The 26883-nt window shown below is 61.2% G+C and carries 23 protein-coding genes; 15 read left to right on the top strand and 8 right to left on the bottom strand.

All coding sequences use genetic code 11. The features are described from left to right. Positions 1 to 151: 151 nt before the first annotated feature. The 3 genes from FEU76_RS03250 to FEU76_RS03260 all read left to right on the top strand — a co-directional run bounded on the left by FEU76_RS03250 (position 152) and on the right by FEU76_RS03260 (position 3826). Positions 152 to 1600: a TrkH family potassium uptake protein gene (locus tag FEU76_RS03250; RefSeq protein WP_039180372.1), complete on the top strand. Its 1449-nt coding sequence runs from the start codon at positions 152 to 154 to the stop codon at positions 1598 to 1600. A 73-nt stretch (positions 1601 to 1673) separates the two neighbouring features. Beyond that, on the top strand, positions 1674 to 2918 hold the full coding sequence (locus FEU76_RS03255) for a TraB/GumN family protein (RefSeq protein ID WP_039180375.1): 1245 nt from the start codon (positions 1674 to 1676) through the stop codon (positions 2916 to 2918). After that, entirely contained in the window at positions 2915 to 3826 is a 912-nt protein-coding gene (locus FEU76_RS03260) for a DMT family transporter (RefSeq protein ID WP_096922139.1), read from the top strand. Before FEU76_RS03255 ends, FEU76_RS03260 begins: the two co-directional genes overlap by 4 nt. On the opposite strand, the gene FEU76_RS03265 is transcribed toward FEU76_RS03260, so the two are convergent. Then, a complete protein-coding gene (locus tag FEU76_RS03265) occupies positions 3827 to 4603 on the bottom strand; it encodes a tRNA-uridine aminocarboxypropyltransferase (protein WP_144980331.1) in 777 nt (258 codons plus the stop codon). A 168-nt stretch (positions 4604 to 4771) separates the two neighbouring features. Between FEU76_RS03265 and bioB the strand changes: the two genes are divergently transcribed. From bioB to bioA, 6 genes are read left to right on the top strand one after another with little or no spacing between them, the layout of a single operon-like run. Beyond that, the gene (gene bioB, locus FEU76_RS03270; RefSeq protein ID WP_039180379.1) at positions 4772 to 5860 is read left to right on the top strand and encodes a biotin synthase BioB; all 1089 of its coding nucleotides are present in this window, start codon (positions 4772 to 4774) and stop codon (positions 5858 to 5860) included. Continuing rightward, the gene (bioF, locus tag FEU76_RS03275; protein ID WP_260851342.1) at positions 5853 to 6992 is read left to right on the top strand and encodes an 8-amino-7-oxononanoate synthase; all 1140 of its coding nucleotides are present in this window, start codon (positions 5853 to 5855) and stop codon (positions 6990 to 6992) included. The genes bioB and bioF overlap by 8 nt, the downstream gene beginning before the upstream one ends. After that, positions 6989 to 7699 (top strand): alpha/beta fold hydrolase, encoded by a 711-nt coding sequence (locus tag FEU76_RS03280; RefSeq protein WP_144980337.1) that lies wholly within the window; start codon positions 6989 to 6991, stop codon positions 7697 to 7699. Before bioF ends, FEU76_RS03280 begins: the two co-directional genes overlap by 4 nt. Continuing rightward, positions 7696 to 8481 (top strand): methyltransferase domain-containing protein, encoded by a 786-nt coding sequence (locus FEU76_RS03285; RefSeq protein ID WP_144980340.1) that lies wholly within the window; start codon positions 7696 to 7698, stop codon positions 8479 to 8481. Before FEU76_RS03280 ends, FEU76_RS03285 begins: the two co-directional genes overlap by 4 nt. Next, complete coding sequence (gene bioD / locus FEU76_RS03290) at positions 8478 to 9200, top strand: dethiobiotin synthase (protein WP_096922135.1); 723 nt, start codon at positions 8478 to 8480, stop codon at positions 9198 to 9200. The genes FEU76_RS03285 and bioD overlap by 4 nt, the downstream gene beginning before the upstream one ends. Further along, a complete protein-coding gene (gene bioA / locus FEU76_RS03295; protein ID WP_144980343.1) occupies positions 9197 to 10474 on the top strand; it encodes an adenosylmethionine--8-amino-7-oxononanoate transaminase in 1278 nt (425 codons plus the stop codon). Before bioD ends, bioA begins: the two co-directional genes overlap by 4 nt. A gap of 41 nt (positions 10475 to 10515) precedes the next feature. Here bioA and FEU76_RS03300 read toward each other — a convergent pair whose 3' ends face one another. The 6 genes from FEU76_RS03300 to FEU76_RS03325 form a co-directional block, all read right to left on the bottom strand. Continuing rightward, positions 10516 to 11229, bottom strand: a complete 714-nt coding sequence (locus tag FEU76_RS03300) for an SIR2 family NAD-dependent protein deacylase (RefSeq protein ID WP_144980346.1) — start codon at positions 11227 to 11229, stop codon at positions 10516 to 10518. 2 nt (positions 11230 to 11231) lie between these two features. Then, positions 11232 to 12998 (bottom strand): bifunctional isocitrate dehydrogenase kinase/phosphatase, encoded by a 1767-nt coding sequence (gene aceK, locus FEU76_RS03305; RefSeq protein ID WP_144980349.1) that lies wholly within the window; start codon positions 12996 to 12998, stop codon positions 11232 to 11234. 67 nt (positions 12999 to 13065) lie between these two features. Then, positions 13066 to 13608, bottom strand: a complete 543-nt coding sequence (locus tag FEU76_RS03310) for a CIA30 family protein (RefSeq protein WP_144980351.1) — start codon at positions 13606 to 13608, stop codon at positions 13066 to 13068. A gap of 96 nt (positions 13609 to 13704) precedes the next feature. Beyond that, entirely contained in the window at positions 13705 to 15138 is a 1434-nt protein-coding gene (eat, locus tag FEU76_RS03315) for an ethanolamine permease (protein ID WP_144980354.1), read from the bottom strand. 152 nt (positions 15139 to 15290) lie between these two features. After that, positions 15291 to 16130, bottom strand: coding sequence for an ethanolamine ammonia-lyase subunit EutC (gene eutC / locus FEU76_RS03320; RefSeq protein ID WP_144980357.1), 840 nt, complete (start codon positions 16128 to 16130; stop codon positions 15291 to 15293). A gap of 1 nt (position 16131) precedes the next feature. Beyond that, a complete protein-coding gene (locus FEU76_RS03325; RefSeq protein ID WP_096922128.1) occupies positions 16132 to 17535 on the bottom strand; it encodes an ethanolamine ammonia-lyase subunit EutB in 1404 nt (467 codons plus the stop codon). Between the two features lie 212 nt (positions 17536 to 17747). Here FEU76_RS03325 and FEU76_RS03330 point away from each other — a divergent pair, with 212 nt between their 5' ends. After that, positions 17748 to 18695, top strand: a complete 948-nt coding sequence (locus FEU76_RS03330; RefSeq protein ID WP_144980360.1) for a helix-turn-helix domain-containing protein — start codon at positions 17748 to 17750, stop codon at positions 18693 to 18695. A gap of 274 nt (positions 18696 to 18969) precedes the next feature. Then, on the top strand, positions 18970 to 20640 hold the full coding sequence (locus FEU76_RS03335) for a methyl-accepting chemotaxis protein (protein ID WP_144980363.1): 1671 nt from the start codon (positions 18970 to 18972) through the stop codon (positions 20638 to 20640). A 77-nt stretch (positions 20641 to 20717) separates the two neighbouring features. On the opposite strand, the gene FEU76_RS03340 is transcribed toward FEU76_RS03335, so the two are convergent. Further along, the gene (locus FEU76_RS03340; protein ID WP_260851343.1) at positions 20718 to 23531 is read right to left on the bottom strand and encodes a putative bifunctional diguanylate cyclase/phosphodiesterase; all 2814 of its coding nucleotides are present in this window, start codon (positions 23529 to 23531) and stop codon (positions 20718 to 20720) included. Positions 23532 to 24007: 476 nt separating this feature from the next. On the opposite strand from FEU76_RS03340, the gene FEU76_RS03345 reads away from it, so the two are divergent. From FEU76_RS03345 to zigA, 4 genes are all read left to right on the top strand, one after another. Beyond that, positions 24008 to 24370, top strand: a complete 363-nt coding sequence (locus FEU76_RS03345) for a helix-turn-helix domain-containing protein (protein ID WP_026001833.1) — start codon at positions 24008 to 24010, stop codon at positions 24368 to 24370. Positions 24371 to 24551: 181 nt separating this feature from the next. Beyond that, the gene (locus tag FEU76_RS03350; RefSeq protein ID WP_144980366.1) at positions 24552 to 25199 is read left to right on the top strand and encodes a class I SAM-dependent methyltransferase; all 648 of its coding nucleotides are present in this window, start codon (positions 24552 to 24554) and stop codon (positions 25197 to 25199) included. Between the two features lie 41 nt (positions 25200 to 25240). Continuing rightward, positions 25241 to 25516, top strand: coding sequence for a TIGR03643 family protein (locus FEU76_RS03355; protein ID WP_039180420.1), 276 nt, complete (start codon positions 25241 to 25243; stop codon positions 25514 to 25516). A gap of 97 nt (positions 25517 to 25613) precedes the next feature. Continuing rightward, complete coding sequence (zigA, locus tag FEU76_RS03360) at positions 25614 to 26840, top strand: zinc metallochaperone GTPase ZigA (RefSeq protein ID WP_039180423.1); 1227 nt, start codon at positions 25614 to 25616, stop codon at positions 26838 to 26840. Positions 26841 to 26883: the final 43 nt, after the last annotated feature.

Raw genomic sequence — 26883 nt, forward strand, 5'->3', positions numbered from 1 at the left:
GATGATTGCCCACGGCGACGTGCGCGTGGAGAGCGGTGATCACCTGATTCTGTTCGTGATCGACAAACGGCGTATCCGCGACGTCGAGCGGCTTTTCCAGGTGGGATTGACGTTTTTCTAGGAACCAGCCAGCAATGAGACCCTCCCTGCCATGAGCCTGCGGATTATTCTACGTATCTTGGGCCTGCTGCTGATGCTGTTCAGCCTCACCATGCTGCCTCCCATGCTGATGTCGCTGTGGTTTCGCGACGGCGTTTGGCATGCGTTCATGAGCGGCATTGCGATTTCCGTCATCACCGGCCTGCTGATCTACCTGCCGAACCGCCGGGCGCGCAAGGAGCTGCGCATTCGGGACGGTTTCATCATCGCGGCCATGTTCTGGACCGTGCTGGCACTGTTCGGCTCGCTGCCGCTGATGCTGTTTGGCGAGGACTCCCTGAGCATTACCGATGCCGTCTTCGAATCCTTTTCGGGCCTGACCACCACCGGGGCCACGGTCATTACCGGCATCGATTTCCTGCCCGAGTCGATCCGCTACTACCGCCAGCAGCTGCAGTGGCTGGGCGGTATGGGCATCGTGGTACTGGCGGTGGCCATCCTGCCGACCTTGGGGGTCGGGGGCATGGCCCTGTACCGCACGGAAATTCCGGGGCCGCTGAAAGACTCCAAGCTGACGCCGCGCATCACCGAAACCGCCAAGGCGCTGTGGTATATCTACGCCACCTTGACCTTTGCCTGCTTCGTGGCTTACATGATCGCGGGCATGGATTGGTTCGATGCGCTGGGCCACAGCTTTTCCACGGTCGCCATCGGCGGATTTTCGACCCATGACCTGAGCATCGGCTATTTCGATAGCGCCGCCATCGAGCTGATCTGCATCAGCTTCATGCTGATTTCGGCGGTGAGCTTCAGCCTCCACTTCGTGGCCTGGCGCGAGAAGCGCCTGACCCACTACTTTCAGGACCCGGAAGCCCGGTTTCTGCTGCTGTTCCTGACGGGTCTGACCGTGATTACCGTCATTACCCTGTGGCTGACCAAGACCTATGACGACATCACCGGCCTGCGTCACGCGCTGTTCGAGGTCGTCTCCGTGGCTACCACGGCCGGGTTCGCCGTGGCCGACTTCTCAGGCTGGCCTGGGGCAATTCCGTTTCTGCTGTTCATTGCCGCCTTCGTAGGGGGCTGCTCGGGCTCCACCGCTGGCGGCATGAAAGTGATCCGCATCATCCTGATTCTCAAGCAGGGCATGCGCGAAGTCATGCGCCTGATTCACCCCAACGCAGTGATTGCGGTGAAGGTCGGCAAGGTCAGCGTTCCCGACAGCATCGCGCAGGCGGTATGGGGCTTTTTTTCGGCCTATGTCATGCTGTTCTTCCTGATGCTGGTGGGCGTGATGGCCACCGGCGTGGATCAAGTGACCGCCTGGTCAGCGGTGGGCTCGGCGCTCAACAACCTGGGCCCTGCGCTGGGCGAAGCCAGCAGCCACTACGGCGACTTACCCAGCCTGGCCAAATGGATTCTGGTACTGGCCATGCTGATGGGGCGCCTGGAAATTTTCACCGTCCTGGTGCTCTTTACTCCGGCCTTCTGGCGGCGTTGATACACCACAGAGCCCCGTATTGACGGCTTGTGTACGTTTTCACCTTTTTATACTTATACATCGAGACTGTTGAATGACCCACGATGACACTACGCGGCCACCGACGCCGCCCCTGCCCTCCACTAGCGGCCCGCTGAAAACCGTGACCGTGGGCGACACCTGCTACACCCTGCTGGGCACGGCCCATGTCTCGGCCGAAAGCGCCGACGACGTGCGCCAATTGATTGCTACCGGCCATTTCGATGCGGTGGCCATCGAGCTGTGTGACGCCCGCCATCACAGCATGGACAACCCCGATGCCATGGGCGAGCAGGACCTGTTTCAAGTGTTCAAGCAGGGCAAGGCCGGCATGGTCGCCGCCAGCCTGGCGCTGGGGGCCTTCCAGCAGCGTATCGCCGAGCAGTCAGGCATCCAGCCGGGGGCTGAAATGCGCGCGGCAGTAGACGAGTGCCGTGCTCGCCAGCTGCCGCTGCTGCTGGTGGACCGCGATGTGGGCATCACACTCAAGCGCATCTACAGCAACGTGCCTTGGTGGCAGCGCTTCTCGCTGTTTTCCGGGCTGATTGGCAGCGTGCTCTCCCGCCAGGATGTCTCCAAGGAGGAGATCGAAAAGCTCAAGGAGGGCGATATGCTGGAAGCCACCTTCAGCGAATTCGCGGCGGAATCGGAAACGCTCTACACCCCGCTGATCCGCGAACGCGACCGCTACATGGCGCTACGTCTGGCCGAAGAGGCACCTCCCGGGCGCTACTCGAACGTGCTGGTCGTGCTCGGCGCAGGCCACCTGAAAGGCACCGGCGAGCACCTGGAAACACCGCTACCGGAAAACCCGACCCAAGAGCGGGAATCGCTGGAAGCTACTCCGCCGCCCTCCAAGCTATGGAAAGTCATGCCCTGGCTGATCACCGCGCTGGTGCTCACCGGCTTCGTGGTCGGTTTTTCGCGTAATACCGAGCTGGGCTGGCAGCTGGTGATGGAGTGGTTCTTGATCAACGGCCTGCTATCCGGGGGAGCCACCCTGATTGCCCTGGCGCATCCGCTCACCGTGATCGCGACCTTCTTTGCCGCACCGCTGACGTCGCTCAACCCCACCATTGGCGCCGGTTTCGTGGCCGCCGGGGTCGAGCTTTACATGCGCAAACCCAAGGTGCGCGATTTCTCCACCCTGCGCCATGACGTGACGCAACTGAAAGGCTGGTGGAAAAACCGCGTGTCACGCACGCTGCTGGTGTTCATTCTCGCCACGGTAGGTTCGGCCATTGGCACCTGGGTGGCAGGCTTCAGAATTGCCGGGGCGCTGTTTGGCGGCGCCGCGTGAGCCATAGCACCATTCGGCAAGCTCCCTGGCAGGCCGATGCCCTACTGCTGCTGGTGACCACCCTGGCAGCAGGCGGGTGGATATTTTCCAAGGAAGCGCTGGCAGGCATGCCTCCGCTGCTGTTCATCGGCACCCGCTTTCTGCTCGCGGGGGTCATTCTACTGGGCTTCGCCTGGCCGACACTGCGCCATTTGCCTGCCCGGCGTATTCGGCGCGGCCTGCTGGTAGGCGTACTGTTCAGTGCGGCCATCGCTTTCTGGGTGCTGGGATTGCATCACTCCCAGCATCTGGGAGAAAGCGCCTTCATCAACAGCCTGGGCATTCTGCTGGTGCCGGTGGTGGCCCGCCTGCTGTTTGGCGACCGTCCCGCCACCAGCACCTGGGTAGCCCTGCCCGTCGCGCTGACAGGCTTTGCGCTGTTATCGCTGAATGCCGGTTTTCGGGTGGAGGCCAGCCAACTGCTGATGCTTTGCGCGGCCTTGTGCTTTGCGCTGCTGATCAACGTCAATACGCGGGTGGTGCGCAATGTGCCTGCCCTGTCGTTGACGACGCTGCAGCTGCTTTCCGTGGGCATCGTGTTGACCGCTGTTTCATGGGTCGTGGAAGAGCAGACCCTCTCCCTCGATGCCCCGATTCTGGGCTGGTTTCTGGCCAGCGTGCTGCTGGCCAGCTCACTGCGGTTCTTTCTTCAGATCAAGGCGCAGGGCATGACCACGCCGAGCCATGCAGCGGTCATTCTGATGCTGGAGGCGGTCTGGACGGCGCTGTTGGCCGCCTGGTGGTTCAACGAAACCATGTCGGCGCTTCAGCTCACCGGCTGCGCGCTGATTTTCGCGGCCCTGCTGATCAACCGCTGGTACTGGGTGCGCAAGGTGCTGTTGCGCTGGCTCCCCGGCGCCAGGCCTTGATCAGCGCGGCGCATCCTCCGCCTTTCGGGCCAACAGCCGAGTCATGGCCGCCGTCGGCTCCTCGATCTTGCGGTAGTAGCGGCTCTCGGCGTAGCTGTCGTTGAACACATCGAAGTAGTCGTCCAGCACGCTGGCGGCATTTTCATCACCGCTCTGACGCAGCAGTTCGATGGCCACCTCGGCGGTGCACAGGTGGGCTTTCGAGGCGGGCTTGCGCAGCCGGTAGCGGGTTTCGCGCTCGGTGCGCAGCGGCAATACCGGCAGCGTGTCCAGGTAAGGGCTCTTGCGGAACATACGCCGGGCCTGCCGCCAGGTGCCGTCCAGAATGATGAAGACTGGAATACGCGACTGCTGCTTGACCGCCTGGACGGCCTCCAGCCCCACCACCCGCTCCGCGTAATCCGGCTGATCATCAGGAAAAATCACGAACGGCGCGTAGCGCGGATCTTGCAGCAGCGCGGCCAGCGCCTCGTCCGGCGCCGTGCGATACCAGGTAAATACCCGAGTGTTGGTCAGCACGTCACCAATCAGGCGGCCGGTATTGGTCGGCTTGAAGTGCTCGATGGAGTGGGTCAGCAGCCACACCTGGGCGTCACTCTCTGCCTTGACCTGATAAGGGCACAGGCAGTTCAACTCGGGCAGATTGCACCCTTCGCAGCGCTTGACGAAGCTGCCGCGCGCTTTGAATTCGCGCCGCGGCGGTCGCGGGTGCCCCGTGGCCGGGTCGCGGTCGGTCAAGGCGTCATGTTCAGGGGGCAGCGAGGTCGCGTCAGGCATCTGCGCTCCAGTGGTGATCAAAGGGCGCAGAGTATAAAGCAGGCCGTGCATCGTGACGAATGTTCCCTTCCCCCGCCCTCCAGTAAACCAACCAATCATTAAAAGTTGACACCCTTGACATCTCACCGCTAGAGTCCTGTCAACTTTCAAATTAAAAAAGGTTTACCCGTGACCACTCACACGACGGCTTCTCACGCGGCTGATGCCGCTCCGCGCCATGATTGGACCCTCGAGGAAATCGACGCGCTGTTTGCGTTGCCCTTCAACGACCTGCTGTTTCAGGCCCAGCAGGTGCATCGGGCACACTTCGATGCCAACGCAGTGCAGGTGTCTACCCTGCTGTCGATCAAGACCGGGGCCTGCCCGGAAGACTGCAAGTACTGCCCCCAGTCGGGTCACTACAACACTCAGTTGGAAAAAGAGAAGCTGCTGGAAATAGAGAAAGTGGTGGCCCAGGCCAAGGCCGCCAAAGAGGCGGGCGCCAGCCGCTTCTGCATGGGAGCGGCCTGGCGCAGCCCCCGGGACAAGGATCTGCTGGCGGTGGAAGAGATGGTGCGCCAGGTGAAAGCGCTGGGGCTCGAAACCTGCATGACGCTGGGCATGGTCGATGGTGAACAGGCCACCCGGCTGGCCGCCGCGGGGCTGGACTACTACAACCACAACCTCGACACCTCCCCCGACTACTACGGCGAGATCATCACCACGCGCACCTACAGCGACCGCCTGGAAACTCTAGCCACCGTGCGCGACGCCGGTATGAAGGTGTGTTCTGGCGGTATTCTCGGCATGGGCGAAGGCGCCCAGGATCGCAGCGCGCTGCTGCAACAGCTGGCCAGGCTCTCCCCGCATCCTGAGTCGGTGCCGATCAACATGCTGGTAAAGGTGCCGGGCACCCCGCTGGAAAACGCGGAGGACCTGGACCCGCTGACGTTCATCCGCGCCATTGCCGTGGCGCGCATCATGATGCCCCAGAGCCATGTGCGCCTCTCGGCAGGCCGCGAGCAGATGAGCGAATCCACCCAGGCGCTTGCCTTTCTGGCCGGTGCCAACTCGATCTTCTACGGCGACAAGCTGTTGACCACCGGCAACCCCCAGGCAGAGCGCGACCGCGCGCTGTTTGCCAAGCTGGGCCTGCACCCCGAGCGCCGCGATACCTGCGAAGACGACACGCAGCATAGCGAGCGGCTGGCTCAGCAGGCTCAGCGCAATGCCCAGGCCGAACGCGCCGCGGCGCTGGCGGTGGACGCCAGTGTCTGAGGCGTGGCAGCAGCGCTTGGCAACCGCCCGCGACCAGCGAGAGCGCCTGCAGCGCTGGCGCTCCCGCCGAGTCGCGTCTCACGATGCGCTGGACTTTGCCGGCAACGACTACCTGGGCCTCGCCCAGGACCCACGGGTGCAGGCCGCCCAGGCAGAAGGCGCCAAGCGCTTTGGTGCCGGGGCTGGGGCGTCGCATCTGGTCAGCGGCCATCTGAGCATTCACGACGCCCTGGAAGCTGCGCTGGCCGAGTGGACCGGGCGCGAGCGGGCGCTGCTGTTCTCCACCGGCTATATGGCGAACCTGGGCGTGCTGCAAGCGCTGGCGGATTCCCACACCGCGATTTTTCAGGACCGCCTCAATCACGCCTCGCTACTCGACGGGGCCGCGCTGAGCGGCGCCCGTTCCCGACGCTACCACCACCGCGATGGCCAGGATCTGGCGCGTTTACTGGCGCGCAGCCGGGCCACCCATCAGCTGGTGGTCAGCGACGGCGTGTTCAGCATGGACGGTGATATCGCCGACATCGAACAGCTCGCCCACCTCAGCCAGCAACACGGCGCCTGGCTGATGATCGACGATGCCCACGGGCTTGGCGTCCTCGGCGAAAACGGCGCAGGCTGCGTGGCAGGCTTCGATAGCCAGCAGGTGCCAATCCTGGTCGGCACCCTGGGCAAAGCGCTGGGCACCGCGGGCGCTTTCGTGGCGGGGGATGCGGCACTGATCGAGCACTTGATTCAGTTTGCCCGCAGCTATGTGTACACCACCGCCCAACCGCCCGGCATTGCCGCCGCCACCCTGGAAGCGCTCACCATCGTCCAGCGGGAACCGGAGCACCGCCAGCGGCTTGCGCGCCACATCGACTACTTCCGCCAGCAGGCCACGGCCCTGGGGCTTCCTTTGGGCCACTCCCAAACGCCGATTCAGCCGCTGCTGCTGGGCAGCGAGCAGCGCACCATGGCCTGGGCCGCCCGTTTCGATAAACACAACGTTCAAGTAGGCGCGATACGCCCGCCCACGGTGGCCAACGGCGAGGCGCGATTGCGTATCACGCTCAGCGCCCGCCATACCCAGAGCGATATCGACCGACTGCTGGACGTGGCCGCGACCTGCCTGCACGAGGAGCCGCGATGAAGCTCATACTGCTGTCGGGCTGGGGCATCGATAGCCGTATCTGGCAGCCCCTGAAAGCGCACTGGCCCAACACCGTCGAGCCGATTACCGTCGAGTGGCCCGGGTACGGTGTTTCGCCAGCGCTCCCCGCCTCTGCTCGCCTTGCCGCACTGGCCGAGCGCATGGCCAGCCAACTCCCCAGCGATGCCGTTTGGGTAGGCTGGTCGCTGGGGGGATTGCTGGCCACGGCACTGTTGGATCATTTGTCACCCCCTCACGCCCTGCTCTTGTTGGGTATTGGCCAGCGTTTTTACGACGATGCGGAAGACGGCGGCGTGACCAGTGGCGAGCTTGCCAGCTTTCAGCGCGCCTTTCGCCGCGACGCCATGGCCACATGGCGCCACTTTCTACGCTGGCAGTGCCAGGGCGAACCCAACGCTCGCGAGGCCCACCGCCAACTCAGTGGGTTGCTGGGCGACGCGCCCTGCGCGGACTCTGCCACCCTGGCCCAAGGCCTGACATGGCTGGCCACGCTGGACAACCGCGCGCACTTCGCGGCACCGCCCTGTCCTATCCACCTGCTCGCAGGCGCCCAGGACCCGCTGCTGCCAAACCGCACTCGCCAACAGGCCTCGCGGCTGGAAGACGCCGGGCACTGCCCGATGCTCTCACGCCCGGCCCAGCTCGCCGCTCGGCTGGCCGAGCAGGCGACACAGGCACCACGATGAACTCACCATTGCTCTCTACCCCCGTACCCCACTGGCAGACCCGCGTTGCCCGGGCCTTCTCCCGAGCGGCGCCGCGCTATGACGCGCTCGCCAGCGCCCAGCGCGATATCGGCGAAGCGCTCTGGCAAACGCTGCCGAAGAGCGCCCAGCAGGTGCTCGACCTGGGCTGCGGCACCGGCTACTGGACCCAGCGGCTGGCCACCCGTTACCCGGAGGCCGCCATCACCGGGCTCGACCTGGCCCCGGGCATGCTCGCCTACGCCCAGGCAACCTATGGCGAGGCTATCCGCTGGCAGTTGGGGGACGCCGCGGCGCTGCCGCAAAACGACGCCAGCGTTGAGCTGGTGTTCTCCAATCTGGCGATTCAGTGGTGCCCGAGCATCGAGGATGTCATGCAGGAGTTGGCGCGGGTGCTTGCCCCTGGCGGGCAGGCGCGCATCACCACCCTGCTGCCCGGCACGCTTCATGAGGTGGCCACCGCCTGGCAGCGGCCCGAGGCCCTGCTGCAAACGCCGGACGCCAGCACCGTGCAACGGGCAATTGCACGAAGCGGCTTGCGGCTTTCCCACCACGTGTGCGAGCAGCGGCGCTTTTTCTACCCCGACCTGAATGCCGTCATGGCCTCCATCAAGGGCGTGGGCGCTCAGGTGGCAAGACCCAACGCGCAGCTCACCCGCCAGGCACTGACCGATGCCCGGTTGCGCTATGAAGCACTACGCACGCCGCGGGGACTGCCGGTGAGCTACCACTGCCTGACGCTATGTCTGGAAAGCGCGAAATGAACAACACCTATTTCATCACCGGTACCGACACCGATGCGGGCAAGACCCTGGCCGCCAGCGCACTGCTGTGTGCTGCCCGTCAGCGCCAGTACACCACGCTGGGGTTGAAACCGATTGCCTCCGGCAGCGAGGCCGCGCCCAGCGGCTTGCGCAACCGCGATGCTCTGGCACTACAGGCACAAAGCTTCCCGCCGGTGGATTACGCGACGGTCAACCCCTGGGCCTTTGCCCCCGCCATTGCGCCCCATTTGGCGGCTCTGGAAGCGGGCATGGTGCTGCGCGTGGCAAGCGTGACTCAAGCGCTGCGCGAAACCCTGAGCCAAACGCCACGCGACCTGACGCTGATCGAAGGCGCCGGCGGCTGGCGAGTGCCGCTCAATGAGGAGGAGGATTTTTCCGACCTGCCTCGTGCGCTGGGCCTGCCGGTGATTCTGGTCGTCGGGCTGAAACTCGGCTGCCTCAACCATGCGCGGCTCACCGCCGAGGCCATCGCCGCCGATGGCGTGACGCTGGCGGGCTGGGTGGGCAGCGTGGTGGACCCGGCCTTTGCCAGCGATAGCGCACGCTTTGCGGCCAATGTGGCGCTGCTCGAACGCGCGCTGCCTATCCCCTGTTTAGGGCTCATTCCCTATTTGGTACAGGCAGATGCCCACATCGCGCAGCGCTTTATCTTCCTGGATACGCTGCTCTCCCTCTCCGCTCAGGAGGCTACGCCATGAACTCTCCCGTGTGGCACCCCTACGCCCACCTCAAGACCCAGACACCGGCCCCCAAGGTGGTGGGCGGTAGCGGCAGCCACTTTACGCTGGAAAGCGGTGAACGCCTGCTGGATGCCACCTGCTCCTGGTGGTGCATGATTCACGGCTACGGCCACCCGCGCCTGGTGGCCGCCATCCGCGAACAGGCCGGCGAGCTGTGCCATGTGATGCTGGGCGGCCTGACCCACGCCCCCGCCGACCAGCTGGCACGGGCGCTGGTGCGCATTACCCCGCCGGGGCTGAACCACGTGTTCTTCTCCGACAGCGGTTCGGTGGGCATGGAGGTGGCCATGAAGATGGCGCTGCAGTATCAGGTGCTCACCGGCCAGCCCGGCAAGCGCAAGATGCTCTCGCTGATGAAGGCGTACCATGGCGACACCACCGGCTGCATGGCGGTATGCGACCCCGAAGAGGGCATGCACGGCCTGTTCGCCAGCCTGCTGCCTCAGCACCACTTCGCCCCGGCCCCCACGGCACCGTTCGATGCCACGCCAGCCCAGGTAGAGCATGACCTCGCTGCGCTCCGAGAGGTGCTGTCGCGCCACCACCAGGAGATCGCCGCACTGCTGATGGAGCCGCTGCTGCAAGCGGCAGGCGGGCTGAACATGACCTCGCCGCACTACCTGCGCGGCGCCCGAGCGTTGTGCGACGAGTTTGGCGTGCTGCTGATTTTCGACGAAGTGGCCACCGGCTTTGGCCGCACCGGCAGGCTGTTTGCCGCCGACCACGCGGGCGTCACGCCGGATATCATGGTGCTCTCCAAGGGGCTGACCGGCGGGTATCTGGGCCATGCGGCCACGCTGGCCACCGACCGGGTGCACGACGCGTTCATTGGCGACAGTCAGCAGCACGCCTTCATGCACGGCCCCACCTTCATGGGCAACCCACTGGCCTGCCGCGTGGCGCTGGAGAGCCTGCGGGTGTTCGAAGAGGAGTATTACCTGGAGAAAATCGCCGCGCTCAGCCAAGTGCTACAGCGCGAGCTGCTGGAAGACGCGGCACTGCGCGCGCACCCGGCAGTGGCAGATGTCCGGGTGCTGGGCGCGACAGCGGTGATCGAGACCCATGGCAGCGAGGCGCTGGCGGGGGTGGCCGCGTTTGCCAGAGCACGGGGCGTGTGGCTGCGCCCCATTGGCCGCTGGCTCTACACCATGCCCGCCTACATCGCGACGGACGTCGAGCTCATCCAGATTACCGGAGTCATGAAAGCGTGGTTTCTGGAAGCGCGCCGGTAATCTGCCATTCATCGGTTCGCTCACCCCGCCCCGTCGTTGACTCAAGGCAAGAGCAAGTTCCCCTGCTTGCACCACTGGTGAACCAGCGCTGGCACGCCTTCCCCCGCCGTGGTGTTGATCGCCAGCACGCCAGGCGGGCTGAGCGCATCGGCATCGGGGTCTATCAGTGCGCTGGGGGTATCGTAGTCGATGTAGGTCAGCAGCGACGCGGCGGGCATCACCGCCAGCGAGGTGCCTACCACGAGCAGGAAATCGGCCTGGCTGACCAGCTCGCAGGCCTCTTCGAACAGCGGCACGGCTTCACCGAACCACACCACGTCCGGGCGCAGCTGGCTGCCTTTGTCGCACACCTCCCCCAGGCGGATTCCTCCCTTGGGCAGCGGGTAGCGCAGCCGGGCATCGACGGATGAGCGTGCCTTGAGAATCTCGCCGTGCAGGTGCAGCACGTGGCGCGAACCGGCACGCTCGTGCAGGTCATCGATATTCTGCGTCACCACGCTGACTCGGAAGCCTTCCTGCTCCAGCGCGGCCAGCGCCTTGTGGGCGGCATTGGGTTTTGCCCGGCGGATCTGCTCACGGCGCTGGTCGTAGAAGGCCAGCACCCGTTCGGGATTGCGCCGCCAGCCCTCGGGCGTGGCGACGTCCTCCACGGGGTGATCTTCCCAAAGGCCGTCGCTGGCCCGAAAGGTCTTGATGCCGCTTTCGGCGCTAATACCCGATCCGGTCAATACCACCAGGTGAGGGGGTTGAGTCATGACTAATGTACCAGTTGGCCGATGGTTCCGGAGAACCGTTGCTTGTTGCGGTAAGGGTAGACATCGATCACCCGCCCATTGCGAATGGCCTGCTGCAACCCTAGCCAGTAGTCCGGGTCGAACAGCTCCGGGTGCTGCTCCATGAACAGCGCGCGAAGTTCGGGGTTGGCAAACATGAACGGGCCGAACTCCTCGGGGAAGATATCGTGAGGGCCGATGGAGAGGCTAGCGCCGCCATCCATGTAGCTATCGCCCTGCTGGGCTTTGGGCATGTGGCGAAAACGACACTCCGTAAGGTAGCTCACTTCGTCGTAGTCGTAAAAAATCACCCGTCCGTGACGGGTAACGCCAAAATTCTTCAGCAACATATCGCCCGGAAAGATATTGGCGGCCGCCATCTGTTTGATGGCATTGCCGTAATCCTTCAGCACCATCACTCGCTCATCGGCGCTGCACTGCTCCAGATAGAGGTTCAACGGCGTCATCATCCGCTCGGTATAACAGTGCTTGATGATCACCTTGTCGCCTTTCAGCGCTACCGTGGAGGGGGCGACTTCCAGCAAATGGGCCAGACACTCCGGCGCGAAGTGATCCTGGCGCACGATGAAGTTGGAAAATTCCTGGGTATCGGCCATGCGTCCTACCCGGTCGTGACGCTTCACCAGCCGATATTTTTCTCGCACGATGGCTGGCGTGACCTCCTTGGCGGGGTCGAACTTGTCCTTGATGATCTTGAACACGGTGCGAAAGCTGGGCAGCACGAACACCGCCATTACCATGCCCCGCACCCCCGGGGCGATGATGAAGCGCTCTTCGCGCTTGGCCACCTGCTGGTTCAGGGCGCGAAAAAACTCGGTTTTGCCGTGTTTGAAAAAGCCGATGGCAGCGTACAGCTCGCCTTCCGGCTTGTGGGGCATGAGCTGTTTCAGGTAGCCCACGAACTCCCCGGGAACCGGCACATCGACCTGAAAGTAAGCACGGGTGAACGAGAAGATGATCGACACTTCATCGGTTTCGGTGAGCACGGTATCCAGATGCAGGCGGGGGTCACCGCCCTGCTGCTCGCCGTACCCTTCGCCATGCAGAATCGGCAGCACCAGCGGCACCTGCTCGCCGCCGCCGAGTATACGCCCCACCAGGTAGGCCCCTTTGTTGCGGTAGAAGACGCTGTTGAGCAGCTCTACCCGCGCATCCGCCGCCTGCCAGAGACGGGCGGGCAGCTGGGCTTCCAGCAAGCCCGCCCCCAACTGGCTATCGCGTTCCAGATGGGCAAAGGGCGTTTCCAGCGGCGCCTCTTGCAGCGCCCAGGCCAGCGCTCCGGCCCAGTCGCCGTTGACCGCATGACGGCGGCACAGCTCGATGCCCGAACGGTGCGCGGCATCTTCACGGGAGCTGTAGACGAACATCCAGTCGTTGCGAATATGACGATGCTCGAACACCGAACAGAACAGCGAGTTGAAAAAGGTCTCTGCCAGCTCGTAATCCAACCGCTGGCCGATCAGGTTGGCATAGTGTCGGCGGGCTTCTCGCCAGGTCTCGCAGTAGGCCAGCACGTCCTGGGGAAACGTACGCTGCAGGCGCCCCAGCGTGTCCTGGACTTTTTCGCCGTAGAGATTGATCCGCGCCGCCGAGGCTTGCTGCGCCTCGCGCCACGCCGCATCGCGAAAGCGGCGGCTGGCGTCCTGAGTGATCTGCTGGAAGCGTGCACGGTACTCATCGAACCCATGCAGTACCGTCGCCGCCAGGCGGTAGGCCGGAGAGTGTTTCATCAAGCGGGCTCACGTCGATAAAAGGCTTCACAGACTCCTCGAACGGCAAACTACATACGAGACGACCTTAGTCCTGTGAAAATGAGTCCTGTGAAAATGAGTCCTGCGAATACGTCGAGATGAAGGCAATGTCCAGCTGAAACGGTCCGGCGGTGCGGTCGGCAATCAGAAAGCCCAGCTGGTGAACGGTGCCGGGCTCGAGCGGCGGCGCGTTGGACAGCAGCGTCCCCCGGCGCACGGCGTCGAACTGCGCCCAGCTGAAATGCAGCGTTTCCCACTGCTGGGCACTGGGCGCGAACGCCACGCGGTAGGCACTTGCATCGTCCAGCGCGTGGCTTTTGAAGCGCAGTTGATAGCGACGGCCATCGCCGCGCACCCGCAGCGTGATGCCCTTGGCCTGGGCCAGGGTTGGCTCAAACGCGCCGGGCTCACGGCGCACCGAGGCAAAGCCGCCGCCATTTTCCAGCGAGACCTCTCCATAGAAGCAGCCATGCCCCTCTTCCACACGAAAGCCGCTGTGGGACACGCCGCCCATCACGCCATCGTCCACGGCGTACCAGCGCGCCTGTTCGGCATCGCCCAGAGCTGGGTCGGTAAAATCGAGCATCATCACGGTTTCCCTCTGTCGCTTGGCCAATGAGCCCACCTTGGCACCAGGGCCAGAGGCGGGCTGCCGAGCTTCAGACTAGGTGATTCGCCACGCTGATTAAAGCTTGGCGGCGGCGACGCCCGCAGCAGAGGGCTCGATCTCTTCTGGCGCCGCAGTGACCAGCGCGAACTCCTCCTCGGCCGTTTTCGCCACCAGATGATTTTTACTGTACAGGAAGTAGTAAGCCGCCCCCGCCACAAACAGCAGGAGGGTGTAGTTGAATGCGCGGGGGTCGAAGGCGTATACACCGGTCATGGCCACCAGCGACAGTACCAGGGCCACCGACGAGGTGACGATACCACCCGGCGTTCTGTAGGGGCGCGGCAGCTCAGGCTGTTTGAGGCGCAGCCAGATATGGCTGAACGCCATCAGCGCATAGGAAATGGTCGCCCCCACGACGGCCATGCCCAGCATCAGGTCACCCTCCCCGCTCAGCGAGGCCAGGAAGCCAAACACCCCCGGCACGATGAGCGCCAGGTAAGGCACTTTACGTTCGCTGGTCAGAGACAGCCGTTTAGGCAGATAGCCCGCCCGGGAGAGCGCAAACACCAGGCGGCTGTAGCCATAAATGATCGAGAAGAACGAGGCAATCAAGCCCGCCAGGCCTAGCACATTGACCAGGGTCGCCAGCGTCGGGTTGCCTGCAGCATTCAAGGCATCCACCAGCGGCACGCCGCTTTGGCCGATCATCTCGGCGCTGGTGGCTCCCGCCAGCAGCACGACCACCAGCAGTGCCGTGAACAGCAAAAACAGCATGGCACCGATGATGCCCTTGGGCATGTCGCGGGCGGGGTCTTTGGCTTCTTCCGCCGCCAACGGCACGCCTTCTACCGCCAGGAACAGCCACATGCCGAAGGGCAGTGCCGCCCAGATACCGTACCAGCCAAAGGGCATGAAGGTACTCGCCCCCGCCGCCTCGGTGGGGGCAATATCGAACAGGTTGGCCGCATCGAAGTCACCGATCAGCGCCACGGCGGTGGCCAGAATCGCAAAGACCGCCAAGCCGCTGATCACCATCATCACCTTCAGCGCTTCGCCCACCCCGGCGAGATGAATGCCGATGAACACCGCATAAAACAGCAGATACACCAGCGGGCCGTTGACACCCAACAAGGCCTCGACCGCCGCACCGATGAAGATCACGATGGCTGCAGGCGCCAGCGCGTATTCGATCAATACCGCCAGCCCCGTCAAGTAGCCTCCCGCCGGCCCCATGGCTTGGCGGGCAAAGCTGTAGCCCCCGCCTGCCGCCGGGATCGCTGCGGACATTTCGGCCAGGGAGAGCACCAGAGCCAGGTACATCACGGCCATCAGACAGGCGGCGATGGCAAAGCCCCCCCAGCCCGCTTCGGCAATGCCAAAGTTCCAGCCCGCAAAATCCCCCGAAATAACGTAGGAAACCCCAAGTCCCGCCAGCAGCATCCAGCCTGCCGTACCCTTACGCAGCTGGCGCTTCGCCAGATACGTCTGATCAACCGTTGGTTGTGTCATGGTCTCGCCCTTTTTCAGTGTGGAACGCAATGGGTGTCAGCGGCGTGCTGCGTTGTTTGCGTTGTGATTGGCGATGTTCTTGTTGTGTGGAAATGGCCATTCAGAGCGCGAGCGGAGAAGTCATCTCGCGCATTGAACCGTTGCCTGTTTTTTCAATCGGCCACGAGGAAGTTCCGGGTCGAGTGGCTGCCCTCCAGCACGTTGTCTTCGCTGCGGTCCTTGAGCTTCACGCCAGAGAGCTTGCGCTCCCGCGCTTCGCGCAACAGCAGCAGTAGTCGCCTTGCCGCCTCTGCATAGGCCAGCCCAGCGGGGCGCACGTTGGAGATGCAGTTGCGTCGGTCATCCTTCAAGCCCACTTCGGGGGCCCAGGTCATGTAGAGTCCCAGGCTATCCGGTGAGCTGAGGCCGGGGCGCTCACCAATCATCACCAGCACGGCGTCGGCATTGAGCAGCGCGCCCACTTCATCGCCAATGGCTACGCGCCCCTGCTCGACGAGGGTCAGCGGCGCCAGCTTCCAGTCGTGGTGGTCGCGCTGCAGTGCGTCGTAAAGGGCGGCCAGAAACGGGGCGCTGTTCTGCTGCACTGCCAAAGCCGAGAGGCCATCCACCACCACCACCGCCAGGTCATAGCGCTGGCCGCTCTCCGCCGCTTGCTGCAGTGCCTGCCGGGATGGCTCGTCGAGCCGTCGGCCGTAGTCGGGGCGCTGCAGGTACATGGCACGGTGTTCAGCGCGGCTGTGTACCACCAGCGGCGCGCTGCCCAACGCCAGTTGCCGGGTGAGTTCATCGGCCAGTGCGTCGCACGCGAGCGGGCAGTGCACTGCGTCCTGGGCTTGGGCATGGGCCAGTTGAAATGCAAGCAGTTGATGGGTGGGCAGGCTCACCCCGGCACGCCCCAGCCCGATGCGCGCATCGGTAAAAGCGCGCAGGCGCTCCCAGGGGTTCTCGATCACGATGGGCGCCCTGGTGTCCTGCGAGGGTGGCTTCGGCATCTTAGTCGCTCCCTTTCGGCAAGTGACGCAGGCTGTTGGCAAAGGCGGCGGGAAGCTGGTCGTTCAGGCGATGGGTGCTCACATCCTGGAAGATCTGCATCCTGGCCAGCCACTGTTCGAACTCCGGCGCGGCTTTCAGCCCCAGCACCCGGCGGGCATAGAGCGCGTCGTGAAACGAGGTAGTTTGATAGTTGAGCATGATGTCGTCGGAGCCGGGGATACCCATCACGAAATTGCAGCCCGCCACGCCCAGCAGCGTCAACAGGTTATCCATATCGTTCTGGTCGGCGTTGGCATGGTTGGTGTAGCACACGTCGCACCCCATCGGCACGCCCAATAGCTTGCCGCAGAAGTGATCCTCGAGCCCCGCACGGGTGATCTCCTTGCCGTCGTACAGATACTCAGGGCCGATGAACCCGACCACCGTATTGACCAGCAGCGGGTTGAACTTGCGCGCCACGGCGTAGGCGCGGGCTTCGCAGGTTTGCTGGTCCAGCCCGTGATGGGCGTCGGCCGAGAGCGAGCTGCCCTGGCCGGTTTCGAAATACATCACGTTGCGACCTACGCTGCCCCGGTTCAGAGTTTGCGCGGCGGCTTCGGCTTCGGCCAAAGTGCTCAAATCGAACCCGAAGCTGCGGTTGGTGGCTTCGGTGCCGCCGATGGATTGAAACACCAGGTCCACCGGCGCGCCCTGCTCGATGGCTTCCAGGGTATTGGTGACGTGAGTGAGCACACAGGATTGGGTGGGAATCTCGTATTTCTGAATCACCTCATCCATCAGGCGCATCAGCTTGATGCTTTGGGCGACGTTATCGGTGGCGGGGTTGATGCCGATCACCGCATCGCCACTGCCATACAGCAGGCCATCGAGAATGCTGGCCGCGATACCGGTCACGTCATCGGTGGGGTGATTGGGCTGCAGGCGAGTGGAAAGCCGTCCCGGCAGGCCGATGGTGTTGCGAAACGCCGTGGTCACCTGACACTTCTTCGCCACCAGCATCAGGTCCTGGTTGCGCATCAGCTTACTCACTGCTGCGGCCATTTCCGGTGTGATGCCAGGGCGGGCAGCGGCCAGGGCCTCGCTGGTGGCGTGATCAGAGAGCAGCCAGTTGCGGAAGTCGCCCACGGTGAGATGCTGCAGCGGTGCAAAGGCCTGGGCATCGTGGTCATCGATGATCAGGCGAGTGATTTCATCCTGCTCGTAGGGAATCAGCGCTTCGTTCAAGAAGGTCGTGAGCGGCAGCTCCGCCAGTACCATCTGGGCCACCACCCGCTCTTCGGCAGTGTCTGCCATGACGCCGGCCAGTCGATCTCCCGAACGCGGCGGCGTGGCTTTGGCCATCAGTTCGGTCAGCCCCTTGAATCGATAATGGCGGCTGCCCACCGTCGAGTGATAGTGCGCCATAGGCCTCTCCTGCCCTGCCTCGTATTGGGCTGTGCTGTTTTGTGCTGGTAAACGGAACAAAACTTGCTTGTTGTCACAATAGCGCTATCACTTAACGGGGAGTATCGAGTTTTGGCAAACCACCCGACAGGATCGAAAAACAAACGAAAACAAAATCTTGCCAAAAACCCCATCGCAGAACAGACACATGGCGACACCTTCAGGAGCAGGTCATGGAGATGACGTTGTCGAATAACGCACCACAAAAGTGCACACGAGAAGCCTGCGATGCCGACGAGCACGCCCAGAACCTGACGCACTGGCAGCAGCAGTACGACCAGCTCAGCCCAGGCCGCTTTTACGGGCGGCTGGATGAAATCGCGCTGCCCGCCGTCCAGCTCTTCAAGGAGCACACCGAACAGGCGCTGCGCCAGGACTGCCAGGTGTGGGAGGATTCGCTGTGGCTGGGGATTCCCGTTCGCCCCCACGGCTCACGCATCAATGGGCAACCCTTGGCAAGCAACCAGATCATGTGCCGCCCGGGTGGCCAGGCTTTCGAGCTGGTGACCCCAGGCCACTTCGATATCTACGGGCTGGTCGTGCGACTGCCTGCACTCTACGCTGCCGCTCAGCAGCAGGGTATTGCTTTGGATGAACGCTGGAGGCGGGAACCAAGACGCATGGTTCACCCATCGACACGGCACGCCTTGATGTTCGTTCTGGAGCGGCTATTGGGAGAACAAGGAGCCCCCGTTGCCGAACGGCTGCACCAGGACATCGTCATGATGGGCCTTCTGGAGCTATTGGGCACCTGGCAACCCAATGAGGAGCTGCCCCCCAGCCATGCACACCGCAAGGCAGTGGTGGACAGCGTCAAACGCTACGTCGAAGAGCATCACGAAGGGCCCATGACCATGGAAGCGCTATGCGATCTGACCCATGTCAGCCGACGCACGCTGCAATACAGCTTTACCTCCATTCTGGGGATCAGCCCACTTCAGTTTTTACGCCTATCGCGGCTGAACCATGTGCGACGCGCCCTGCGCGCCGCCGTGCCGCCCCAGACGGTCACCGAGATTGCCACGTACTGGGGGTTTTGCCATTTGGGGCAGTTTGCCCACGACTATCGGCGTCAATTTGGCGAGTGCCCATCACATACGCTGCATATAAAAAGCAAATGATTATCATTATTAAAATTAAAATGTTAAGAATCTTCCCCAATTGTAAAACCTTGTATAAGAAACAGCATTTTAAATTTCGTCCTTTGGTAGGCAGCAAAAAGCAGTACAAGGCCCATACAGCTTAAGCATAACCGTACAAAAAAAATTGCGGGCATTTATAAGGCGCACTAAATTCCACATGACGAACAAAATGCCGAAGGCGGTTTGCCTCCCTCATTTATGCCGTTGACAACTTACTCCCACTTGCTTGACTCACTCCTCGACGGTACACCCCATGAAGAACATTAGAATTCAGCATAGCCTGACCGCCTCTATGGTGCTTCTCACCATACTCATACTGCTGGTAGGTGCATTTGCCATTACCGCAGCACGCAAAAATGTCAGGAACATGAGTGAACTGAATGAATTGACGGCGAAACAGGTCAATGCGTCGAACCGTATGGACGTCAATTTGATGGAACTGCGACTGCGCATGGCGCGCTACACGGACCTGGCCCGAGACAATCATCCCGACATGAGCCAGGCACAGTCGCTGATGCGTGAAAGCCTGGAGCGTACCACCCAACGCTTCGAAGAGCTCAACGGCTATAACGTCACAGAGCAGCAACAGCGCTACCCCTATTACATGGAGGTCATTCAGCGTTACAACGAGATGATCACTCCAACGCTTCGTCAAGCAGTAGCTGCTGGCAATGTCTCCCTCATCGAGAGTGAATCGAGACGGATGGACAGCGCAGCGACTGCCTTTACGCTAGCCACCCGTGAGTTTTCACGCTTTGCCAACACGATTGCCGACGAGATGCAGAGCGAGGCCAAAGCAACGAACCAGCACATCGTGTGGACCGTGGCGGGGGTCTTGTTCGCCTCCTTGATACTGTTGGTGACGCTGCAGGTCGTTCTGAGAAGGTACATCGTGTCACCTCTTGGACAAGCCGTGGAAATTTGCGACCACATTGCCCAAGGTGATTTGACCCGCCCTATCAACGACCAGGGAAGCAATGAAATCGGCAAGCTCTACCAGGCGATGGCAGCGATGCAAACCCGGCTTACGGAGATGATGCTGACACTCTCTCAGACCAGCCAGATGGTGGCGCAGAATGCTCGTGATATTGCCAGCGGCAGCGAAGACCTGGCGTCGCGCACCGAAGAGCAGGCCAGCGCCTTGCAAGAAACCGCCGCCAGCATGGAGCAGATGTCATCGACGGTGAGCCAAAATAACCAGACCTCCAGTACGGCCAGTGAATTGACGGTCACTGCCTCTGCCAAGGCCAGCGCTGCTCGGCAAGAAGTCGAACAAACCACGGCGTTGATGAAAGATATGGAGCGTCATTCACAGCGAGTGCAAGACATCATTCAAGTGATCGAAGGAATCGCGTTTCAAACCAGTATTCTCGCGCTCAATGCATCGGTAGAAGCCGCACGGGCAGGCGCTCACGGACGGGGCTTCGCCGTCGTGGCAGGCGAGGTTCGCAAGCTGGCGACCAAGACCTCCGAATCTTCTGCACAGATTCGCACGATCATCGATGACATTGCCGCGCGCATCAAGGAAGGGGCCCGTCAATCCGAACGCAGTGCCGAAGGGATGGCCAGTACGGTCACGGCAGTCAAGCAGGTCAATGAACTGATGCAGGAGATTGCGCTGGCAGTCAATGAGCAGGAGAGTGGCATCAGCCAAGTGAGCACGGCCATTACTCAGATGGACTCGGCCACTCAGCAAAACGTCTCGCTCGTCTCTGAAACCAGCACCGCCGCCGCTTCTTTGCAGGACGAAGCGAACCGGCTGGCCGAGCTGATTGCGACCTTCAAGATCAATGGCCAGCAGAAAAGCGCCAGCTTCACTGCCAAGCCCGCCACCGTCTTGAACACTCTGCCTGCCAAGCTTCAAGCGGGCCTTCGCAACGCCACCGCTCGGCAACCTCTGGAACCTGAGTGGAGCGAGTTCTAGACGTTACCGATGATCAACGCGCCAAGATGACCGTTGGTCAATGCATGGCGGCACGTCGTTGCCGCCATGCCTCCGTCTCAGCCAGGTAGCAGCCAGCGTTGGGCAAACTGCTGCGGGTCGAGCGGTGCGTCGTAAAAATAGCCCTGCGCCTGATAACAGCCCATTTCCAGCAGCGCTTCTGCCTGGGCCTGACACTCGATGCCCTCGGCGATGGTTTGCAGCCCCAATGTGTCGGCCATGGCGATGATCGTGGCCACGATGGTGCGGTCGCTATCACTGACCAGCATGTCACGGATGAACGAAATATCGATCTTGATCCGGTCGGCGGCAAAACGCTTCAGGTAGGCCAACGACGAATAGCCCGTGCCGAAATCGTCGATGGATAAACCCAGGCCATGACCCTTCAAGATCTCGGTGGTTGCAATGGCGTCCTCAGGGTGAGTCATGATGCCACTTTCCGTGATCTCGACGCTCAGCTGGTCGGGGGCGATACTATGCTGTCGGCAACTATTCAGTAAGGTGGCCACCAGTTCGCTATCTTCAAACTGGTCTGCGGCAATATTGATGGAGAGCTGGCCGCTCAATTGGCACCCTTGACGCTGCCAGGCAGCCAACTGCTGGCACGCCTGCTCGATGACACAATTGCCCAGCGCCACGATCATCCCTCGATCTTCCGCAATAGGCACGAACTGACTGGGCGGGACTTCGCCAAGCTCATCGTCCCGCCAGCGACACAGCGCCTCGGCACCGATCAGTTCGCCGGTACGCATGTCGACCTGAGGTTGAAAGTGCAGATAAAGGGAGTGGTTGGACAACGCCACTGCCAGGCGCTTGGCAATGCGTAGTTGATCGGCCACGGCGCGGCCCATCCAGTGTTCGAACGTACGAGCAGACAGCTTGTGACGTTTCGCTTGGTACATGGCGATATCCGCATGCTTTAATAACGCCTGCGCTGTTTGCCCGTGTACCGGATAGAGCGAAATGCCCACGCTGACCGATAATTCGCAAGAGTGCTGCTCTATAACAATAGGATTCTCTAAACTGTTGCATAGCCGCTCGGCGGTTATCAAGGCACGGCCTTTATCGTTGGCGTTGTCACACACCACGACAAATTCATCTCCTCCCAGCCTCGCCAGGTACTCCCCGGCGGGCAATGCATGACGAAAGCGCTGGGCGACTTTTTTCAACACCAGATCGCCAATGTCATGTCCCGCGGTATCATTGATCTCCTTGAAGTGATTGAGATCCAGGAGCAGCAATGCAAAGCGCGAACTCGTCTTGCGAATCACTCGCTCTTCGAGGTGTTGAATGAAATCTGCCCGATTGGGGAGTTGGGTATCGGCATCGCAGAATGCCAGCTGTCGAATGCGCGCTTCATCTTTTTGACGTCCCAACTCCGAGGCAGCCCGCGCCGCGAAGATTTGCAGCACGGTGCAGACGATATGGGCATCCTCCAAAGGTGCCTTGAACATGACCCCGATGATGCCCACGGGCCGTCCTTCGACATCGTCCAGCCGACGCCCCACATAAGCATTGACCCATTCCAATGCGCCGTTGGCTTCCTTGGGCAAGCGGATACCTGCTCCTTCAAGAACGACGCACTCCTGCTCGATGAGCACATCCTGACACGGCACCCCGGCCAGATGGTAACTGAAAGGTGCCTGTGGCTGACCGTTCACGAACAGCGACAAGACGTTGGCGAGATTGGGGTCACGCTCATCTAGTGTGGCAATGAAGCCTACTTCGGCCGCCAACGCATTGGCCATGTGATCCGTCAGTTGGGTCAGAAAGGCCTGCCCATGCTGAGCCGAAACGGCTGTCGCCACCTGCGCCACTGCGTGCTGGATACGCGCTTCGGATCGCCGATGCAAGAGGTTGTCGACCCCGAAGGCAACATCGTCAGCCAGCTCACTCAATAGCCGCAGCTCTCTTGTGGTTATCGTCGCGTCTTCTGCCTGGTAAAGGCACATGACACCCTGCCGTTGCCCTCGGTAGATCAGCGGCAGTGCAACGAAGGCATTGACACCAAGCTCTCGTAGCATGAAGGCCTGTTCAGGATATTCACCCGCCAGCGACGGGGCCCAGACCACGGCTTCTTGGGTTTCCAGCGCCGTCAGCGCCAGGGCACGGCTGCCCCCTTCGATCAACATCTGCCTGGGGCTCAACCACGCCAGGTCGCCACTTTCTTCATCAACGCTGGCCGTGACCGGCCCCAGCTCACATTGGGCAAACGACGGCGGGCGCTCGTGCACCCAGGCAGCACTGTAGCCACCGACTTCGACCATGGCTCGGCAGGCCGCCTGGAGCAACCCCTGCTCGTCGGTGGCGTGAAAACGTGCTTCGTTGACGCGACTCAACAGCCTCAGGGCACGCTGCTTGCTGGCGATTTGTTCATCGGCTCTCGCGCCAACCTGACGTCGAGACAACTCGAACCCTGCCAGGGAAGCCACGATACGCAGCACTTCAGTGGCATAATCAGGCAATTCGAGAGGGGCCGAGTGCATCATGGCAATGATGCCCTGACACTGCCCAGATGCGTCCGACATGGGCACGCCAAGATAACCTTCGGCATCATACACCGCCAGCTTGGGGTCATGAGGAAAGCGAGCAGCTACCTGGGATGGCATGTGGAAACAGGTGTCTGACGACACTTGGGCACACGGGGTATGCTTCAAATCGTAACTCGGCGCATCGACAAAGCCGCTGCACGACCATGTGGCCAGTGGCAGCGCTCTTTTCTTGCGAGGCTCGATACGCGCAATCATGACATGGTCGATATCGAGCAGAGCAGCAAGGGACTCAGCAACGTGACAAAAAAAGTCACCCTGGCTGACACGCGTCAAGCTGGCGGCGAGTTGCTGAAAAATTTCTGGAGCCGTCGTGGAAGCCATGATATTTAGCGCCTTCGGGTTCTATAGGTCAGCCACGATGGCAAGCCAAATGCTTTTTAATAAGCCTTATTGACCGCTGTGTGATCATCCCTGAGCCATACAGTGATGGTATGAGTAGTCAACCCTTTAGCGGGCTCACTGACTTGATTCGAGTTTCTGTACTGCTCACCTGCATTCACTATCTTGCTGTTTTAACGCACTCAACAAGACTCTTTTTTCGTCATCTTAAAAACGATTCATGACTGGGTTTCAAAACCTAATGAAACTCACTTCACTTTCTCCCCACCAGCATCAACATTTAATCAAATGACTAATTTAAAAAAAGTTAATCGGTTTAACGCTGCGCGTGCGCGCTGGCGTGAAAAAAAAGCTTGGGACCTCATCATCACTCAACCCATCAGGATGATATTCAACCTAAACAGTCCTTCATGTCAATAGGCCGTTCCCCAACCATTCAGGGCTATATGGAGGAAAGTGTGAACAAAATTGAACAGAAACGGCTAGCTGGAAATATCGGACGAGCCATTGCCAAGCAGCGAATACGCTGCCAACTCACTCAAGAAGAGGTTGCCGAGCGGTTGGGGGTAGGCAACGAAGCGGTATCACGTATTGAGAGAGGGCGCGTCATACCCAATATTGTGCGCTTACTTGAATTAGCCGAGATTTTCAATTGTGAGGCCGCGGAATTACTCGGAGAAGCCAGTGTACATATCGATGACCAGACGCAAAGAATCAAACTCTTATTAGCGCCATTAAAGCAACAAGATCGACAACTGATACTGGACATTACCGAAAGTCTTGCCCACCGCTTACAGCAACAGGCCTCTTTGGGTGAGTAATCTGCCCCTCCGCACCACGTCAAACCACCACAAAATGTATCCATAAGTAACAAAATGGATTCAAAGTGTATCCAAGAATAAATCGTACTGCTTGGTAGCCTTTCGATATTCATGCTATAGATGTTCATGCCTTCCGCGCCAACACGCCCGACTGCCCAATGCGCATCACAAGGTAACGCTCATGCTGAATACCACCGCCTGGAATCGTCTGCGCTATAGCCTGTATGCACCTGTTTATGACGTTCTGATCTCACGAGCACTGCGTAAACCGCGCCAGGTGGCGCTAAGCCACGTGGATTGGGAACCGGGCATGCGCGTATTGGTGGTAGGAGCCGGTACGGGGCTGGACCTTCACTTTCTCCCCCGTGAGCTGGAAGTGCACTTGACCGATGTGACGCCCGCCATGTTGAAGCGCGCCGATGCCCGGGCCAACCGCCACCAGCGAGACGTGCTGTGCAAGATCATGGATGCTGCGGCACTGGATTATGCCGATGGGCATTTCGATGTGGTGGTCATGCATCTGATCCTGGCGGTCATGCCCCAACCCGAAAAAGGGCTGGCAGAAGCGTTTCGCGTCTTGAAGCCCGGCGGGCAGCTGTGCGTCCTGGACAAGTTTCAGCCTGACACCCACGCAGCGGGAAGGGGGCGACGGGCGTTGAATCTGCTGACCTCTTTTATCGCTACCGACATCACTCGCCAAGCAACCCCACTGCTGACGCAGGCAGGTTTTCGGATTCGTCATGATCGGCCAGTGCTGATGAACGGGCTTTTTCGAGCCCTGCTGGCAGCCAAAGACAAACCAGACAGTACCAATACAAGCTATTCATAGCGTACAATGAACGTACCACTCTTTGCGCCATTGACCCCGCCATGCCCCATGCTGCTGTAAAACGCTTTCATCGTTTGCCGCTCGACGAGCAGTCTCGCATCATCGAGATGGCTTGGGAGGATCGTACTCCTTTCGAGGCCATTGCATCACTGTTCGGGCTAGGCGAGCCTGAGGTGATCGCCATCATGCGTTACCAGCTCAAACCGACCTCTTTTCGCCTATGGCGCCAACGGGTATCGGGTAGAACCACCAAGCATGCTGCACTGCGCTCCCCAGAGGTTCTGCGCGGTTACTGCCCAACCCAATACAAGCGGTAAGCTCACGTCCTGATCAGCCAGTATTCAAGGTACCGTTTCCATCAGCGATCAACTGTTATATTATTACATAACATAAACCCGTTTAGAGGTACTGGCAATGTCTGCGTTCGCTCCTTTACCCGTGACCGTGCTTTCCGGCTTTCTGGGCGCGGGTAAAACCACCGTGCTCAATCATATTCTCGCCAATCGCGAGGGACGTCGCGTGGCGGTGATCGTCAACGACATGAGCGAGGTCAATATCGATGGCGCACTGGTACGCGGCGGCCCCGGCGAGCCGACCCTGGACAGTGATGTCGCGCTGAATCGTTCGGAAGAGCGGCTGGTCGAAATGAGCAACGGCTGCATCTGCTGCACGCTACGCGAAGATCTGCTGGTAGAGGTGAGCCAACTGGCTCGCGAGGGCAAGTTCGATTACCTGGTCATCGAGTCCACCGGCATCTCCGAGCCGCTGCCCGTGGCAGAAACCTTTACCTTCGAAGACGAAAGCGGCCAGAGCCTTTCCCAGGTCGCAAGACTGGACACGCTGGTCACCGTGGTCGATGGCGCCAACTTCCTGGCTCAGTACCAGGAGGCGCAGAGCCTGGCCGAGGCGGGAGAAAGCTTGGGCGAGGACGATGAGCGCAACGTCGCCGACCTGCTGGTGGACCAGATCGAGTTTTGCGATGTGCTGCTGATCAGCAAGACGGACTTGATCAGTGAGACCGAACTGGCGTCATTGAAAGCGATCCTGCGCTCGCTCAACCCGGAGGCCGAGCTGGTGCCCATCACCCAGGGCGGTGTCCCGCTGGACAAGGTGCTGGATACCGGCAAGTTCGATTTCGAGCGCGCCCAGCAGGCGCCCGGCTGGCTCAAGGAGATGCGCGGAGAGCACGTGCCGGAAACCGAAGAGTACGGCATTGGCAGCTTCGCCTACCACGCCCGCCGCCCCTTCCACCCGCAAAAATTTCACGACCTGCTGAATGCCGAGTGGTTCGGCAAGGGCCTGCTGCGCTCCAAAGGCTTTTTCTGGCTGGCCACTCGCCCCCGCTACGCGGGCCAGTGGAGCCAGGCAGGCGGCATTGCCCATCACGGCCCCGCCGGGGTGTTCTGGAAAGCCATCCCGGAAGCCAACTGGCCGGAAGACCCGGAATACCGCCAGTTCATCCTGGAGAAATGGCAAGAGCCGTTTGGCGACATGCGCCAGGAGCTGGTGTTCATTGGCCAGAACATGGATCAATCCCGCATGCGTGCTGCGCTGGATGAGTGCCTGCTGAGCGAAGCAGAGTTGCTGGAAGGCATGGAAGCGTGGAAGCAGCTCCCGGACCCCTTCCCTGCCTGGGAATAAGCACACGCCGCCCACCCAACGTCATCCAAAGCAAAAGAGAGGC

Source organism: Halomonas sp. C22, assembly GCF_007655045.1.
Lineage (GTDB): Bacteria > Pseudomonadota > Gammaproteobacteria > Pseudomonadales > Halomonadaceae > Vreelandella > Vreelandella hamiltonii.

Bases quoted from the DNA above. Each gene is read 5' to 3' on its own strand.
- FEU76_RS03300 (WP_144980346.1), bottom strand. From the start codon at position 11,229: ATGACTCAACCCCCTCACCTGGTGGTATTGACCGGATCGGGTATTAGC.
- eutC (WP_144980357.1), bottom strand. From the start codon at position 16,130: ATGCCGAAGCCACCCTCGCAGGACACCAGGGCGCCCATCGTGATCGAG.
- FEU76_RS03285 (WP_144980340.1), top strand. From the start codon at position 7,696: ATGAACTCACCATTGCTCTCTACCCCCGTACCCCACTGGCAGACCCGC.
- FEU76_RS03255 (WP_039180375.1), top strand. From the start codon at position 1,674: ATGACCCACGATGACACTACGCGGCCACCGACGCCGCCCCTGCCCTCC.
- eat (WP_144980354.1), bottom strand. From the start codon at position 15,138: ATGACACAACCAACGGTTGATCAGACGTATCTGGCGAAGCGCCAGCTG.
- FEU76_RS03355 (WP_039180420.1), top strand. From the start codon at position 25,241: ATGCCCCATGCTGCTGTAAAACGCTTTCATCGTTTGCCGCTCGACGAG.
- FEU76_RS03280 (WP_144980337.1), top strand. From the start codon at position 6,989: ATGAAGCTCATACTGCTGTCGGGCTGGGGCATCGATAGCCGTATCTGG.
- bioA (WP_144980343.1), top strand. From the start codon at position 9,197: ATGAACTCTCCCGTGTGGCACCCCTACGCCCACCTCAAGACCCAGACA.
- bioD (WP_096922135.1), top strand. From the start codon at position 8,478: ATGAACAACACCTATTTCATCACCGGTACCGACACCGATGCGGGCAAG.
- zigA (WP_039180423.1), top strand. From the start codon at position 25,614: ATGTCTGCGTTCGCTCCTTTACCCGTGACCGTGCTTTCCGGCTTTCTG.
- aceK (WP_144980349.1), bottom strand. From the start codon at position 12,998: ATGAAACACTCTCCGGCCTACCGCCTGGCGGCGACGGTACTGCATGGG.
- FEU76_RS03335 (WP_144980363.1), top strand. From the start codon at position 18,970: ATGAAGAACATTAGAATTCAGCATAGCCTGACCGCCTCTATGGTGCTT.
- FEU76_RS03350 (WP_144980366.1), top strand. From the start codon at position 24,552: ATGCTGAATACCACCGCCTGGAATCGTCTGCGCTATAGCCTGTATGCA.
- FEU76_RS03250 (WP_039180372.1), top strand. From the start codon at position 152: ATGAGCCTGCGGATTATTCTACGTATCTTGGGCCTGCTGCTGATGCTG.
- FEU76_RS03330 (WP_144980360.1), top strand. From the start codon at position 17,748: ATGGAGATGACGTTGTCGAATAACGCACCACAAAAGTGCACACGAGAA.
- FEU76_RS03325 (WP_096922128.1), bottom strand. From the start codon at position 17,535: ATGGCGCACTATCACTCGACGGTGGGCAGCCGCCATTATCGATTCAAG.
- FEU76_RS03265 (WP_144980331.1), bottom strand. From the start codon at position 4,603: ATGCCTGACGCGACCTCGCTGCCCCCTGAACATGACGCCTTGACCGAC.
- FEU76_RS03340 (WP_260851343.1), bottom strand. From the start codon at position 23,531: ATGGCTTCCACGACGGCTCCAGAAATTTTTCAGCAACTCGCCGCCAGC.
- FEU76_RS03310 (WP_144980351.1), bottom strand. From the start codon at position 13,608: ATGATGCTCGATTTTACCGACCCAGCTCTGGGCGATGCCGAACAGGCG.